Origin of the sequence: Myxococcus sp. CA056, from assembly GCF_013336715.1 — a bacterium.
Classification (GTDB): Bacteria; Myxococcota; Myxococcia; order Myxococcales; family Myxococcaceae; genus Myxococcus; species Myxococcus llanfairpwllgwyngyllgogerychwyrndrobwllllantysiliogogogochensis.
In genome coordinates, this window is the sequence record NZ_JABUMT010000002.1 from 1,655,235 (window position 1) to 1,669,767 (window position 14,533).

Here is a 14,533-nt window from a genome sequence, read left to right on the forward strand (position 1 = left end):
GGAGGGGAATGGCGGGGTGTGGCACGGAGAGTGAAGCTTCGCATACAATGTTTCACTCTCTCCGCGTCAGCGAAAGGCCCCTCGCACCATGGATTCCTCTTCCTCGCCCAAGAGCCCTCGGCGTGCCGTGGTGTGGTCGACGATGAAGTCGTACCTCAACGAGGCCGTGTCGTCGGCGCGGACGCGGCTCAACGAGCACGTTCCCCAGTTCGGGGCGCTGGAGCAGAAGTACCGGCAGCTCTGGTTCTCGCGCATCTACCAGCACAACTTCTGGCTGGATTCGGAGTCGCGCTCGGGGCCGGGCTCCACGCTGAAGGCGACGGAGTCCATCCGCCGCGAGTTGCCGGAGGTGCTCCGCAAGGCCCAGGCAAGGACGATGCTGGACGTGCCCTGCGGCGACTTCAACTGGATGCAGCACGTGGAGCTGGACCTGGAGCAGTACATCGGCGCGGACATCGTCCCGGACCTCATCGCGCTCAACCAGCAGCGACATGGAAGCGAGCGCCGCCAGTTCATCGTCCGAGACCTCATCCAGGATGACCTGCCGAAGGTGGGACTGGTCATGGTGAGGGACCTGTTCATCCACCTGTCGTATCGGAACATCTTCCGGGCGCTGGCCAACCTCCGGCGCAGCGGCACCGAGCATCTGCTCGCGACGACCCATGTGGGCTTGAGCCGCAACGAGGACATCGTCACTGGCCTGTGGCGGCCGGTGAACCTGCGGCTGGCGCCGTTCCATTTTCCGGATCCCATCCACCTGGTGGAGGACGCTCACAAGGGCCGCCACATGGGGCTGTGGCGGTTCGCGGACCTGGACCTGAGCCAGAAGACCGGTACCTGACGCAGGCCGCCCGCCCGCGGCATCCCGGCCGATGACCTCCTGTCCGTGCCTCACGGTCGAACAGGCCCTTGCGTGCGGACGCGGCCCGCCTGGGTGATGGGCCAGAGGCCTGTCCGTGCCTCACGGTCGAACATCCCATTGCGTGGCAACCGGTGGCCGGCGCGCACGAGCGGTTCGACCGCTGGATGGGGAGTTGCTCGGCGTTACCGCGAGGATCCTTGGGCGTGGAGTTCGAGCGGGAGCGGCGCCTGAAGCTGAACCTGCTCGCCCGAGCGTGGATGCTGGAAGGTGAGCGACTCCGCGTGCAGCAGGTAGCCGCCGTCTCCGGGCAGGCCCGGGTGCTCCGCCAACGGCAGGCCCCCCACGGCGAAGAGCGGGTCCCCCACGAGCGGGTGGCCGATGAAGGCGAGGTGGATGCGGATCTGCTCGGAGCGCCCCGTGTGGATGTCCACCTCGAAGAGGGTGTGCTCGGTGCGCCGCTCCAGCACGCGGGCCGTGCTGTGTGAGGGCTTTCCCCGTGCAGTGGCTCCATGCACCTCGCCCAGCAGCGGGTGGGGCACCAGTCCGATGGGCGCGCGGATGTCGTACGTCTCCTGGGTCGCGATTCCCTGGGCGAGTGCGCGGTAGCGCTTGTGTACGCGGCCTTCGCGCCAATCGCTCGCCAGGCGCGCGGCGGCGTCGCGGGTGCGGGTGAAGAGCACGAGGCCCGACGTCGCGCGTCCCAGCCGGTGCATGGGAACCGCCTCGGGCCATCGCGCCTGGACGAAGGAGAGCAGGGTGTTCTTGAGGAAGCCTCCCGAGGGCAGGGTCGGCAGTCCGCTCGGCTTCACCACGACGACCAGCTCCGCGTCCTCGTACACGAGCTCGAAGGACCGCGGAGTGTCCGCCTCTTCCCAGGGTGGGCGGTGCCAGCAGAGTAGCTGCCCCGGCCTCAGTGACTCCGAGCCGTCGGCGATGACGTCGTCGAGTCGCACCTCGCCCCGCGCGAAGCGCGCCCGCCACTCCTCCTCCGAGGAGTGACGATACTTGTCCGTCAGGTGGGCGAGCGCGCTGCTGCCCGGTCGGCTCCCGAGCTTCTCGCGGTACACATAGCCATCGTTGAGCAGCACTCGCGCACCCTACACCGCGTGCCCTCGTGGTGGGAGACACTCCGCTTCCCGCCGCCGTACTCCGCGTCTTGCTCACCGCCCACAAGGGGGTGACACATGGCTCCCCTGGGACGTGGAGCTGGCGCTCCCTGAAGGCTGTCCTTGCGAGACTGTTGCATCCAGGGTTCAGTAGACAGCCATGGCCTTCGCCCCCTGGCTGCCCTTGGTCGTCGCCCTGCATTCCGTACCTGCCGCCCCAGCGAAACCGGCGCCTGCACCTGTCTCCTTCGCGAGCTGGTTCGACGCGCGCGTAAAGGAGGAGGCGCCGAATATCACTGAGCGGTACCAGGTGGACCTCGACGGTGATGGTCGCGAGGACGAGGTGGTCTGCTTTCCCATGGCGTCAGTCGACCGTCCGAAAGCCTGGGACGGACTTCCCGTCACGCTGGTGGGACTGGCCAGTGGTGAGCGCTTCGCGATGAGCGGAGGCGCGGGAGTGGACGAGCCTCTGGGCTGTCCGTCGCCCACCTCGACCGCCTCCGGCTCGGGCTTGCCGACCCTGCTCCTGCAACGTGCCGGCGCGGGGACCTCGTCATCGGTGACGCTGCGCTTCGACCGGAAGGGCCCGATGCTCGTGGCGAGCAACGTGAATCCACGCTTCAGCTTGAGGCGCATGGATTTGCTGGCCCAGAGCGCCGCCACGTTCCACTACACACCCCCGGACCCCGAGGACCCGGACTCCGAAGGGAATGAGTCCAAGTGGGAGGGTTCGGCTCGGGTGGTGTCGGACCTGGAGTCCACGGTGCTTCCTTCTCCGGGACAGGTCACCTGGGGCCCGGAGAACTGGAAGGGGCCCGAGGATGCGGACCTGACGGTGAGCCTGCGTCGTCGGGGCGACCTGATGGTGGTCAGTGTCCGGCTGAGGGATGACAAGACAGTGGTCGCCGCGGATGCGAGTCCCAAGGCCATCCTCGCCGCGGACCACCTCGAGCTGCGATGGATGGAGTGGGGCACCACCAGGTTCATGAGGGACCAGCAGGTGGAACTCGGGGTCGCGCGCAACAAACAGGGGGCGCCCGTGGCCACCTGGTTCAAGCCTCCCAGGAAGAAGGACACGCCACCGCCGACGATTCGGTGGACCGCCCCGGAGGCCGTGGAGGTGGAGGTGCCCCTGGCCTGGTTCATGCCGACGCCCGCGAAGCTCGATAATTACGACCCGACAAGGGCCACGGCCCAGTTCACGGTGGTCTTCTCCGATGGCGACGGGCGCGGACAGGAGACGCTGGTAGGCGCCTCCCCGGGCATGCTCTTCGTCGCCGACCCGGGACGGCCCTTTCCCTCGCTGGCGCAGGTGGTCCAGCCGTGGGTGCGGGTGGAGGACGGCGCCACGTTGCGCAGCCTCCTCTGGTAGTCGTTGGAACGGTCAGCGTGGCAGTGGCGCGAGAGCAGCCACGCTGACGGTGGAGTGCCGAGCCCCTCGGTGCAGCCAGCGGCCCCACGGCCCAGCTTTGCGCGAGGAGGATTTCATGGCCTTTTCCGCCAGACAGTCGAACGCGCCCTTGCCTCTCGGCACGCTCGCGCCGCCCATCCGTGCTCCGGTGACTCCGGACCAGAAGGTCTCGCTCGAGGAGTTCCGAGGGGCCCCGCTGGTGCTGGTGTTCTACCCAGCCGACTGGAGCCCGGTGTGCAGCGATGAGCTGGCACTCTTCAACGAGCTGATGCCCGAGTTCGAGCGCTTGGGCGCGAAGGTGGTCGCCATCTCGTGTGACGGCGTGTGGTGCCATCTGGCCTTCGCCCGCGCGCGCAACCTCCACATGGTGCTGGCCTCCGACTTCCACCCGAAGGGGGAGATTTCGCGCGCCTACCATGCCTACCGGGAAGAGGACGGTATCTCCGAACGCGCGCTCTTCGTCATCGACGCCGAGGGCAAGATTTTCTGGAGCTACGTCTCGCCCGTGGCGGTCAACCCTGGTGCCGACGGCGTGCTGGACGCACTGGAGCGCCTCGCAGGGCAGGGCGCCGCCGAAGATGAAGGAGGTCCGTCCCTGAATCAGCGCGAGGAGAAGACCGAGCAGGAGGCACGGCCATGAGCAGACTGCGCACTCCCGTGGGTTCCCATGACCACATCCTCGGACCTGTCGACGCTCCCGTCATCCTGGTGGAGTACGGCGACTTCCAGTGTCCCTTCTGCGGACAGGCCTACGAGGAAGTGAACAAGGTGCTGGCCTCGATGGGCGACCAGCTGCGCTACGTCTTCCGCCACTTCCCCCTCACCCAGGCGCACCCCTACGCGCTCCAGGCCGCCGAAGCCGCGGAGGCCGCCGATGCCCAGGGCAAATTCTGGGAGATGCACGGCATGCTCTACGAGAACCAGCAGGCGCTCGACCCAGAGTCGCTGCTGGCCTATGCCCAGAAGCTGGGATTGGACATGGAGCGCTTCACCCGCGAAGTCTCCGAGCACCGCTACCTGGAGCGCATCCGTCGCGACTTCATGGGCGGGGTGCGCAGCGGAGTCAGCGGCACCCCGGGCTTCTTCATCAACGGCGCGCGCTACCAAGGTGACTTCAGCGCCTCCTCGCTCATCACCGTCCTTCAGGGCGGAGGTATCGAGTCGCCCAGCTACTTCTGAGCCCACGCGTCGCCCATGACTGAATGATGACCGTCTGATGGAGGCGAACACACCCTCGTGGGCGAGTGGCTGCGTACCGTGGCGGTTGGGTGCTCTCACCCAGGGGCCTTCGTGGCCCCACGCGCGAGGAGGCGCGTCCCGGATCCGCCATGCAATTCACCCTCTCGGGGCTGTGGGGCCACATGGGCCTCTTCGCGCAGGGCATCGTCATCGCGATGGGCATCATGTCGGTGCTGTCATTGGTCATCCTCGCCGAGCGCTCGCTGGTCTTCCGTGCGTCCCGTCGACACTCCCGCAGGTTCGCCTCGGAGATGGCCACGTTGCTCTCTCAAGGGGACTTCGAGACCGCGTCCCACGCGAAGCTGGGCGCGGACGTGGGCTACCTCGGCCGGACCATCCGCGCGGGGCTGACCGCGTACCGCATCTCCTCCGATGACAGTCGTGACGAGGTGATGGAGTCGGTGGCGCGCAGCCTGGAGCGTCAGGCTCAGCGCGAGGTGCAGAGTCTCAAGCGCGGCCTGGGCCATCTGGCCACCGTGGCCTCCACCGCCCCCTTCGTGGGCCTGCTCGGCACCACCATGGGCATCGTCACCGCGTTCCAGCAGATGGGCGAGGCAGGGGCGGGCGGCATTGGCACCATCTCGACAGGCATCTCCGAGGCGTTGGTCACCACCGCCTTCGGGCTGCTCGTCGCCATCCCCGCGGTGATGGGCTACAACTCCTTGCAAGGCTGGGTGGATGCCCGCGCCGTGGACCTCGCCGAGGCCAGCAACGAGTTCCTCGACGCCGCGGCGCGGGCCCTCAAGCGCGCGCGCTCCGCCGTGGTGTGATTCCCTCACCTACTCGGCGATGAGCAGCACCTCGCGGCTCGTCTGGTTCGTGGAGAGCGCGTACTGGTAGTCCCGCGCTCTCACGGTGACCTTGCGCTTGTGACGCTGGAGCATCCGCTTCAACTCCTCCACCGAGGGGACTCCATCCGAGCGATAGGACACGACGAGGATGCTGTCCCGCCACCGCTCGAACACCGCCTCGAAGGCCGACGCGATTCGCGCCGGGCTGGCCCACGGCGTCTCCACCCGCCGGTAGGGTTTGTGTTTGTAGCGGGCATCGAACCGCTCCGGCCAATTGCTGTACTCCGTCAATCCCTCCATGAAGTGATAGAAGCCCAGGTAGTCGACGCCAACACCCTTGGCCGAGATGTATGGCGGGTCGAGGTACGCCAGGTCTGCTTGGGCTTCGAGCCGCACCGCGTCCCCACACGTCGCGACGTTCGCCCGGCCGTTGTCGAAGATGGCGTCACTCGCGGCGGAGGCGGCCTTGGCGATGTGGTCCGCGAAGGGCCTGTCCCACGTCGCCTTGTTCCCGAAGGAGCGCTCGACGCTCGCCTCTCGCATGTAGAGATTGGCGCGGTGGAAGAGGTTGTAGGGGCGCTTGGCGATGCAGGCCTGGAACACCGCGTGGTACGCGAGGGCTTGTTTGTAATCACCCGGCAGCTCGGCCAGGTTCTGCGCCAGGACGTCGAGGAGCTGGTTCTCGTCGTCCGGGTAGTAGATTCCACCGAAGGTCCGCGCGATGAAGTCTCCATAGGTCCGCTGCCGCCGGGCGAGCAGTGCTGACACGTCGTCGCGCTCGAAGCGCGTCGAGGGGTTCTCGATGAGCGCCTTGCCGATGAGGTGGTTGGAGCGAAGGCAGTCGTTGTAGTGGACCTGCTTGCCTTGCACCTTGAAGAGATAGGACACCGAGCCCGTGCCGCCGAAGAGGTCGACGACGGAGTCGAACTCCAGGGACTGGAGCTGCTCCCAGAGCCACCCGAGGACCTTGAGCTTGCTGCCCTGATACCGGGTCGCGGGGAAGCGCTCGATGGAGGGCGGGGGGCTCACGGGCTGCTCACGTAGACGAGGCCCTCGGCGCCGGTCAACCTCCGCGACGCCCAGGGGCCTACGGCGTCGGAGGCCGCGCGGGGGGCACGGTGTCTTGTGGAGGGGGCACGGTGTTCACGGGCGCGGAGGTCCCCGTCGGAGTCACGAGGTTCGCGGGGCCCGGGGCCTCTCCTGGCACCGAGGGCTCGGGTGGCTCGTGTCCGCGCAGGGCGATGGCGGGCAGTGAGGCGGTCAGCACACCCACGTCGAGGAAGCCGTGGAACCCCTCGTCGTCCAGCTCCGGGAGCATGCGGATTGCCGCGGGCGCCTCCGGGCGAATCGCGACCTGGGGACCCGGGGTGATGCCCATGATGTTGCAGTCCATCTCCCCGTTCAGCTCCAGGTCACATCCCCACCGTCGGCCCTGCGCGTAGCCCACCTCCAGCACCTTCAAATCCCGGGTGTTCTGAAGCAGGTGCTTCGACATGGGGACGAAGTCGTCGCTCCAGTCCGCGTCCCCCAGCCGTGTGTGGGCATTGCCCGCGAGCACCAGGAACACGTCCTGGGGGCGCGCGCTGCGCGGGTTCAGCACCTTCCGGGCCATGTAGGCGTCGCGTGCCTTCCCATGGTTCATGTCCGTGTCCATGGCCACGACGAAGACGGAGCGCCCGGCGGCACGCAGCGCCCGGACCCGGTCGATGAGGTCCATCACCGCGCGGCTTCCCCGGCCGTCCTGTTGCAGCTTGCGCCAGAAGTTCCCGCGCAGCAGCGCATCCTGGTCCGCGGGGCGTCCCGGGCTCGCCAGATAGGTATTGATGCGCTCCTGCTCCTTCTCCGGGATGGCGAGGGCCACGGTGACGCCGAGCCCCGTCTGGACGGCCTCGCACGCCAGGTCGCCCACGGTGGCGGGAATCTCGCGGGTGCCGAGCTGCTCGCCAATGAGCACCGTCAGCCCGGGCCGCAGCATCGACTGGAAGCCGGCGACTTCCCGCGCGCAGGGCTCCGGCACCTCGTCCTTCCAGCGCGTGAGATAGAAGGACGGGTCCCTGGCGAACGAGTCATCGCGTGCGAGGCGGAGCGAGCCGGTGAGCGTCTCCAGCGAGGGGCGCGACTCCAATCGCAGGGTGAGGGTCTGCTCCAGCTCCAAATCCCGGGTGCCCTGCACGGCTCCGTTCAGTTCGACCCAGGGCGCCACGTCTCGCTCCCGCTGGGCGAGCTCCACGGGTGCGCCTCTCCTCACGAAGCTCTGCTCGAACCGCTCCATCAGCATGAACCGCGAGTTCAGCTGCCCTGACGCCTCGGGCTTGATTTCAACGTCGTTGCTGAAGGCCACGCGCTTCATGCGGAAGATGCGGATGACGGACTCGCGCTCGGAGATCAGCTCGCCGGCCACCAGATAACGCGTGGAGTCACCGTCGCTCTGCCATCCCCAGGACTGCGCGCTGAGCTGCGCGGTCCGCCACTCGGTCAGCAGATATCTCGGGTCCTCGAGGGGCTTGAGGACCCAGCCCTTCTCCGTCATGAGCTTCGTGGCCTCGGCCAGGGCCTTGTCCACGGGTATCATGAAGATGTGCTCGTAGCGGGGCTGCTCGGGCTCGGGTGCGACGGGGGGCGCGGCCTCCGCCACGGCTGGCGCCTGCGTGGGACGCGCGGTCGTCGCACATCCCGCGAGGAGCAACACGAGACCGGCCAGGGCTCGACGCATCGGAGGGCTCTCTTCCTTCGAAATTCCGCAGGCGGGGCTGGAACGTCCGGCCGCCCGAAGAATATCGGAAGCGTCCACCAGGTCCTCCATGGGCCGTTCGTCACCGTCGAGGAGGGGAGGGCTCTTCCCTCGTCCAGGCTCGATGGGGACGTGCTCGCGCTCCAACGCACCTGCGGGTTGAGTGGGTCACCCCGACGATGAAGTGGTGAATGTCCGACAACACGCTCGCACCGCGGTGTCACGCGAGCGCGGCACCTCGGCATCTTCACGATGATGATTGCCCGGGGGGCCGGAATGACGACACACAGGTGGTGGATCGTCCTGCTATGGGTCACCGGCTGCGCCGGAGCACCCGAGTACAGCCGTGCCGGTGAGTTGCTCGACACAAGCGTGGATGACTCGGCGGAGGACTGCGCGCAGTCAGCCGGGGACAACGACGAAGGCTGCTACGCCCCTTCCTGTGGCGAGGAGGAGTGTGGCCTCTACCGCTGCGAGGACCTCGCCTCGCCGCCGTATGCACTGAGATTCCCACCCGCGCAGGCCGCAGGAGGCGCGACAGCGCGCATCCAGAGGTACTGGGGCGGAGCTGTTCCCCTTCCAGGGCGGCAGCCGGTGTTCATCATCCCGTGGTACCGGCGCGACAGTCTGCCGAGCGTCAAGGCGGCGCGGAAGGCCATCGCGGATTGGAGCCGTCGCGAGAAGGAGCGACACCACATCTTCCCGCGCGCCTTTGAGGCGTACTTCCGGGGCGTCGGCATCGACATCCACCAGTACACATTGCTCGTCGACGTCGCGGAACACCGGCGGGTTCATGCGGGAACAGCGGGTGCCCCGTGGAACAAAGACTGGTACGACTGGATACGCGCACACCAGCTGGACGCGACACGTGAGGACCACTTCCAGCAGGGCGGACGAATGGTCGAGCGCTATGGTCTCATCGGCGTCCCCATGACGTACTGGAAGCGACTGGCGCTGTCCGCTGCGGCGGGAGATTGAATGCGGTACTACACGCTGACACAGCGAGGCGTCGAGCCGTCGAGGTGGACCGGTGCCTACGACCTGGGACGGGAGTGGGTACTTCCCGGAGTGGAGTGCCCTACCTGCAAGACTGCTTGGGGAGGTGGAGGGTACGACTACCCGACGGTCGACCTCTCCGAACTGCCGCAGCGTCGGGACTTCGAGCAGCCGCGGTGCGTGCCCTGGGACCAATTCGTGCGCCTGCGAGAGCGCGTGTTACCGCTGGTTCCGCCGGGAGCCATCGTTAAACCAGGCACGGGGTTTGGCGCGTTGACTGGCAGGGCCCGTGGGAAATTTCCCCCCGTGGTCATCCACGTGCCGTGGATGCTCCTGATGGAGCCGGCAGTGGTGGCGCGGCTCAAGGGGCTTACGGGGTTCATCCCCGTCGCGACGCGCTTCAAGGCGCGTCCTGGGATGCGTGACCTGGTCGAGCTTGAGGTGCGGCCTAGCGGAAGCATTTCGGGAGCCGCTGCCCATGAGCCCTGCAGTACCTGCGGGCGCACGGGCTTTGTGCTGCCCCCTTTTGGCCAACTTCGCCTGAGTGAAGTGCCCACCGTCGATTTCGCGCGGAGCGGTGCGTCCGTCGTGGTGGTGAGCGAGCGTGTCGTCGAGCGTTTGGAACGCGAGCTGGAGGAGTCGGAAGTTGTCGCGGTGGACATCACCGGCGGGGCCCTGACGGCACGTGCGGTGCGGCCACCTGCCGGGGCCACCCATCACCACTAACCCTGCTGCTATCGCCACCAGGACCTGGGCGGGAGTTCGACACCGGCGCCCGTTGCGTTCCCGGAGTCCTTGGATAGCGGCGCCACCCAGGGGCCCGCGTTGACAGGGCCCTTGGGTGAATCCGAGAGTCCCCGTGCATGAAGAAGAAGCACCGCCGAATCGTGGTCGATGACGTCACCTTCGCCTGGGCGGGCGACTGGTCCCACATCGGTGGGAGGCGCGTGGTGTCGCTGCGCGCGTGGCACCAGACCGACGACGAGCGGCCGGTGGGCCCGGTGCTGTCGGTGAAGCTGGTGAACAAGCACGGCGGCATGGTCGATTGCGCGGCCGCCGTGCCTCAGGACGCTCGCGCCGCCATCCTGCTCGGCAGGGCGCTGGGATGGTCTCCGGAAGGTCGCGGTGTGTTCTGGATACTCCCCACGCATGGCCTTGTGCTCCAGGACCTCGACGTCGTCGACCCGACGATGCTGGGATGAGGTGGCTGGCGACTGGCCGCTCCCGCCTCCACGCCCGCTGACGGGCCGTGCGGACGAGCTGGTGGCTCGTCATCCAGACACCCTACTTTCAGGCCAGGAGGAAGCGTCCCATGAGCGGAGCCTCGTCACGACCCGTCGAGAAAAGCGGAACCTTCAAGTTGGGCGGAGACCTGCCCATCCACCGTCTGGGCTACGGCGCCATGCAGCTCACCGGCCCCGGCATCTGGGGACCTCCGAAAGACAGGGCGGAGGCCGTGCGCGTCCTGCGCCGCGCCGTCGAGCTGGGCGTGGACTTCATCGACACCGCCGACTCCTACGGCCCCTACGTCAGCGAGGAACTCATCGCCGAGGCCCTGCACCCCTACGCCAAGGGCGTCGTCGTGGCGACCAAGGCGGGGCTCGTGCGCACGGGCCCCCATGAGTGGCATCCCGTGGCCGCGCCGAAATACCTGCGCCAGGAACTCGAGCTGTCCTTGCGCCGGCTGAAGCTGGAGCGCATCGACCTGTACCAACTTCACCGCATCGACCCGAAGGTCCCCGTGGAGGAGTCGCTCGGCGAGCTGAAGGACCTCCAGAAGGAAGGGAAGATTCGCCACATCGGCCTGTCGGAGGTCTCCGTGGAGGACATCCAGCGGGCGCGCAAGGTGGTGGACGTGGTGTCGGTGCAGAACCGCTACAACCTCACGGACCGCGTCCACGAAAAGGTGCTCGACTACTGCGAGCGGGAGAAGCTGGGCTTCATTCCCTGGTTCCCCCTGGCCACGGGCGGACTGGCGAAGCCCGGCGGCGCGCTCGACGCGGTGGCACGCAAGCACCAGGCCACGCCCGCGCAGATTGCCCTCGCCTGGCTGCTGGCCCGCTCGCCGGTGATGCTGCCCATTCCGGGCACCTCGTCCGTGAAGCACCTGGAGGAGAACCTCGCGGGCGCGGAGGTGAAGCTCGGCAAGGAGGAACTGGCCGCCGTGGATGCACAGGCGTCGGGGCGCTGACGCCGCGAGGCTGAAACGACGAACCCCGGACGCCGGGCACCCGCGACAGGGGCCGGCCTCCGGGGCGCCATCAGCCTCGGCTCCTGCCTACGGCAAGGTCAGGATGCCCCACTGCAGGAAGAAGTTCTGGATGGACGAGCGCAGGCTGTTGGTCTGCGGGATGCCCTGCGACGTGCCGTAGGTCCAGACCGCGGCATGCCCATTGGGGCCGTACGGGCACCGGGCGTACCCGTGGATGGCGATGGAGTGGCCGTTGGCCACGGATGCCGACGCGAAGTAGGGGAAGGTCGCCGCCGCCTGCACGTAGCCATACGAGTCGACCCGGCCCGTGCTGCCGATGTTGGAGAAGACCGTGGCGCCGTTGATTTGATTGAACGAGCCGCCCTGGCTGGCGGACGGGGTCAGCAACGGGGTGCCATCCACGCGGTAGACGGCCTGCTCCTTCGCGGTGGCGGAGCTGCCGGGGCTCGTGTAGGTGACGAACGTGGAGCCACTGACGCGTCCCTGGTGGTCGAAGCGGGCCGTGCAACTGGAAATGCAGGGGACGAGGCGAGGGAAGGGGAAGGGAATGACAATCACCTTGCCCCAGGGCCAGTTGAGGATGATGTCCTTGTAGTAATAGAAGACCCACTTCGTGCAGTTGAGCTTGAGCCTGACCTGGCTGATGCCTGTCACGCTGGTGGCGATGCCTGACGCGTTGCCTCCAATGGCGACCAGGGAGTGCTTGGCGCCCGGCCCGTTCCAGCCCGCGAGGGTGCCCGAGGCGTTCGTGAAGTTGATGCCATAGCCCAGGAAGGCCGGGCTGTGGGTGTAGACGGCCTGCCACACGCAGGTGCAGGGGCCGCTGAGCATGTACTTCGACATCGCGTGGGTGTAGGCGAGCGCCTCGCCGAGCAGCCGGGGGTTGTTGGCCTTCACCGCCTCGATGAGGTCAATCTCCTTGTCGGGGTTGCTCTCCTCGAGCTTGGTGATGACCTCATCCAGCTCCGCGCTCAAATGCACCACGTCCGAGTTGGACGCCGCGCCGGGCGCCACCGTCAGCGTGCACTTGTCGTCCCCATCCGTGCAGTCCAGGTTGACGGTGATGGGAAGGGTGGCGAGGGGCTCGGCCTTCGGGTCCTTGGTGTCCACCAGGACCAGCCGCTGGTTCCAGCCGGTCTCCCAGGGCCGCAGGAGTGCCTTCTCCAGCTTGACCTCCGATTCCTTGCCGGGCTGCGGGCTCACCTCCACGCTGTCATTGGCGCTGTCCTTGCCGTCATAGGAGACGAGCTTCGCGCCATCGGGAAGGGCCTGCTTGTCCGACCAGAGGATGCCCACCCGCAGGGCTCCTTCCTCCAGCTTCAGGCTGGTGATGGTCGCGACCGGGCCTTCCTCTCCTTCACCAGGTTCGGCGGCGGCTCGCGCCGACGGAGCCAGCAACAGGCCCCCGAGCGCGAGCACGGACAGCGGAAGGGAACGCAGGGGGAGCGAGACGAGGTCCAGGAGACCTCGTACGGAACGATATGACATGGGGAAACTCCTTATGAAGCAGGAGACACGGTCGACAGGGGTTGTCGTCCGTGGATGTCTGTCCAAGCAGGTCCCATGCCGGTTGATGCGATATGTCTGTTTTAGCAGGGCTGGCGCGGAGGTCTTGAGGGGGCTGTGTCTGATTTTGGACAGGGGCTCGTGGCCTTTTGCGCCACGAAACCGCCCGGGGTGTAGCGCGTGACGCTACTCGCGTGGCCCGCACCGGAGGCGCAAGACAGACGCCGTGGGCGCGTCCATGCCCACGGCGAAGCTCCCTCGGCGTCACGGCGTGCCGAAGTCCTGGGTCCAGTAGTGCCGGTAGGTGCTGCTCGGGGCATTGAAGTAGCCGATGCCAATGTGCACGAGCAGCGGGTTCATGATGTTCGTGCAGTGCCCGCTGCTGGCCATCCACCCGTTGACCACCGCCGCCGGCGTGGAATACCCGGCCGCGACATTCTCCGCGGCGCGCCGGTAGGTGTAGCCCGTCGCGGTGATGCGCTGCCACGGCGTGGAGCCATTGGAGCCGGTGTGGCTCATGAAGTTGTTGGTGCCCATGTCCTTGGAGTGCCTGCGCGCCGCACACCGCAGGCTCGCGTGGTGCGTCAGCGCGGGCGCGGGCGCTTGCGTCACCCCGCCACAGACCGCGCCCGCGGCCCGGCGCTGGTTGACGAGCGCGAGGACCTGGTCCTCGAAGCCCGCCCAGGCCGGGTCCCACGTCGCCACATCGTCGCAGACCGCGCTGGCCGTGACGTCGCCGGCCGCGGTGCCACCTGTCTCCGTGCGGACCGCTGGCACCAGGGCGCCTTCCTCCTCCGCGATGGAGGACGGCGTCTCCGGACCACCACAGCCACCGAGCAGCGCGGCACCCAGCAGGAACAAGGGAATGGAGCGGGAGGTCATGTCGAATCCTTTCTCAAGCAGATGTGTGGCCACCTCATCGGAGGCGGTCTCCTCATCCTGGCGAGGCTCGACGGGATGTCGAGAGGGAACCCGGCGCCCGCCTGCTCGCGCGGTGCGCCGTGCGCCCACTCCAATGCAAATGTTACCGGGACACAGTGTCGTCGCCGGCTCAATTCCTCACATGCCACCCGTTGTTCCCGGGACGAACGCAATGTTCCGCTGTCGCTGGTTCAGCATTCGCCCGGAATGAATCGCGGGGAGCCCCAAACCCTAGAAGACGCGAACGGGCCGGAGCCGAATCGAGGACATGCCATTGCCGAGCGCGCCCTGGGAGTTGTCTCCCCACCCCCAGACGACGCCGTCCGACTTCACGGCGAGGGAGTGCTGGGCGCCCGCGGAGATGGACACCATCCCGAAGAGCCCCTGTACCTGCACGGGTGACGTCCGCCGGACCCCCAGGCTTCCATCGCCGAGCTGTCCCGTGTCGTTGGCGCCGAAGCTCCACACCGTGCCTCCTGTCTTCAAGGCGAGTGTGTGCCCGTCGCCACCGTCGATGGCGGTGATGCCGAAGAGGCCCGGCACCTGGGGCGGTGTCCGTGAGAAGGCCGGCGCGCTGACTCCGAGCTGCCCCTGGGTGTTGTCGCCCCAGGCCCACACCGTCCCATCCGAGCGCAGGGCTAGGGAGTGGTTGCGACCCCCGAGCACCGTGCCCTGTCGAGCGAAGCCCTCGGCTGCTCGCACGGACCCCAGCTCGAAGCGCCGGAGCTTCCTCGGATGCCACGGTTCATGATTCCCCC

General features: G+C 67.6%; 15 protein-coding genes. 9 read left to right on the forward strand and 6 right to left on the reverse strand.

What is annotated here, in order from left to right; all coding sequences use genetic code 11:
• The first annotated feature begins 88 nt into the window (after positions 1-88).
• Positions 89-841: a class I SAM-dependent methyltransferase gene (locus HUA76_RS14210; RefSeq protein ID WP_174461130.1), complete on the forward strand. Its 753-nt coding sequence runs from the start codon at positions 89-91 to the stop codon at positions 839-841.
• A 203-nt stretch (positions 842-1,044) separates the two neighbouring features.
• On the opposite strand, the gene HUA76_RS14215 is transcribed toward HUA76_RS14210, so the two are convergent.
• Positions 1,045-1,950 carry an RluA family pseudouridine synthase gene (locus HUA76_RS14215; protein ID WP_141640813.1) on the reverse strand — a complete coding sequence of 302 codons (906 nt, stop codon included), beginning with the start codon at positions 1,948-1,950 and terminating at the stop codon, positions 1,045-1,047.
• 376 nt (positions 1,951-2,326) lie between these two features.
• Between HUA76_RS14215 and HUA76_RS14220 the strand changes: the two genes are divergently transcribed.
• The 4 genes from HUA76_RS14220 to HUA76_RS14235 all read left to right on the forward strand — a co-directional run bounded on the left by HUA76_RS14220 (position 2,327) and on the right by HUA76_RS14235 (position 5,388).
• Entirely contained in the window at positions 2,327-3,340 is a 1,014-nt protein-coding gene (locus HUA76_RS14220) for a hypothetical protein (RefSeq protein ID WP_254614163.1), read from the forward strand.
• Between the two features lie 115 nt (positions 3,341-3,455).
• Positions 3,456-4,019 carry a redoxin domain-containing protein gene (locus HUA76_RS14225; RefSeq protein ID WP_174461132.1) on the forward strand — a complete coding sequence of 188 codons (564 nt, stop codon included), beginning with the start codon at positions 3,456-3,458 and terminating at the stop codon, positions 4,017-4,019.
• Positions 4,016-4,558, forward strand: a complete 543-nt coding sequence (locus HUA76_RS14230) for a DsbA family protein (protein ID WP_174457819.1) — start codon at positions 4,016-4,018, stop codon at positions 4,556-4,558. Before HUA76_RS14225 ends, HUA76_RS14230 begins: the two co-directional genes overlap by 4 nt.
• A gap of 149 nt (positions 4,559-4,707) precedes the next feature.
• Positions 4,708-5,388, forward strand: a complete 681-nt coding sequence (locus HUA76_RS14235; protein WP_174461133.1) for a MotA/TolQ/ExbB proton channel family protein — start codon at positions 4,708-4,710, stop codon at positions 5,386-5,388.
• Positions 5,389-5,397: 9 nt separating this feature from the next.
• Here the strand turns inward: HUA76_RS14235 and HUA76_RS14240 are convergent, their stop codons facing one another.
• Entirely contained in the window at positions 5,398-6,438 is a 1,041-nt protein-coding gene (locus HUA76_RS14240) for a DNA adenine methylase (RefSeq protein ID WP_174457817.1), read from the reverse strand.
• A gap of 58 nt (positions 6,439-6,496) precedes the next feature.
• Positions 6,497-8,122, reverse strand: a complete 1,626-nt coding sequence (locus HUA76_RS14245; RefSeq protein ID WP_174457816.1) for a hypothetical protein — start codon at positions 8,120-8,122, stop codon at positions 6,497-6,499.
• 294 nt (positions 8,123-8,416) lie between these two features.
• Here HUA76_RS14245 and HUA76_RS14250 point away from each other — a divergent pair, with 294 nt between their 5' ends.
• The 4 genes from HUA76_RS14250 to HUA76_RS14265 all read left to right on the forward strand — a co-directional run bounded on the left by HUA76_RS14250 (position 8,417) and on the right by HUA76_RS14265 (position 11,327).
• A complete protein-coding gene (locus HUA76_RS14250) occupies positions 8,417-9,118 on the forward strand; it encodes a TIGR02269 family lipoprotein (RefSeq protein WP_174457815.1) in 702 nt (233 codons plus the stop codon).
• Entirely contained in the window at positions 9,119-9,862 is a 744-nt protein-coding gene (locus HUA76_RS14255; RefSeq protein WP_174457814.1) for a double-CXXCG motif protein, read from the forward strand.
• Between the two features lie 137 nt (positions 9,863-9,999).
• Positions 10,000-10,338 (forward strand): hypothetical protein, encoded by a 339-nt coding sequence (locus HUA76_RS14260; RefSeq protein ID WP_174457813.1) that lies wholly within the window; start codon positions 10,000-10,002, stop codon positions 10,336-10,338.
• Between the two features lie 110 nt (positions 10,339-10,448).
• The gene (locus HUA76_RS14265) at positions 10,449-11,327 is read left to right on the forward strand and encodes an aldo/keto reductase (protein ID WP_174461134.1); all 879 of its coding nucleotides are present in this window, start codon (positions 10,449-10,451) and stop codon (positions 11,325-11,327) included.
• A gap of 87 nt (positions 11,328-11,414) precedes the next feature.
• Here HUA76_RS14265 and HUA76_RS14270 read toward each other — a convergent pair whose 3' ends face one another.
• The 3 genes from HUA76_RS14270 to HUA76_RS46435 form a co-directional block, all read right to left on the reverse strand.
• Entirely contained in the window at positions 11,415-12,836 is a 1,422-nt protein-coding gene (locus tag HUA76_RS14270) for a hypothetical protein (protein ID WP_174461135.1), read from the reverse strand.
• Positions 12,837-13,118: 282 nt separating this feature from the next.
• A complete protein-coding gene (locus HUA76_RS14275) occupies positions 13,119-13,736 on the reverse strand; it encodes a CAP domain-containing protein (RefSeq protein WP_141640824.1) in 618 nt (205 codons plus the stop codon).
• Positions 13,737-14,006: 270 nt separating this feature from the next.
• Positions 14,007-14,477, reverse strand: coding sequence for a hypothetical protein (locus HUA76_RS46435; RefSeq protein ID WP_174461136.1), 471 nt, complete (start codon positions 14,475-14,477; stop codon positions 14,007-14,009).
• Positions 14,478-14,533 lie beyond the last annotated feature (56 nt).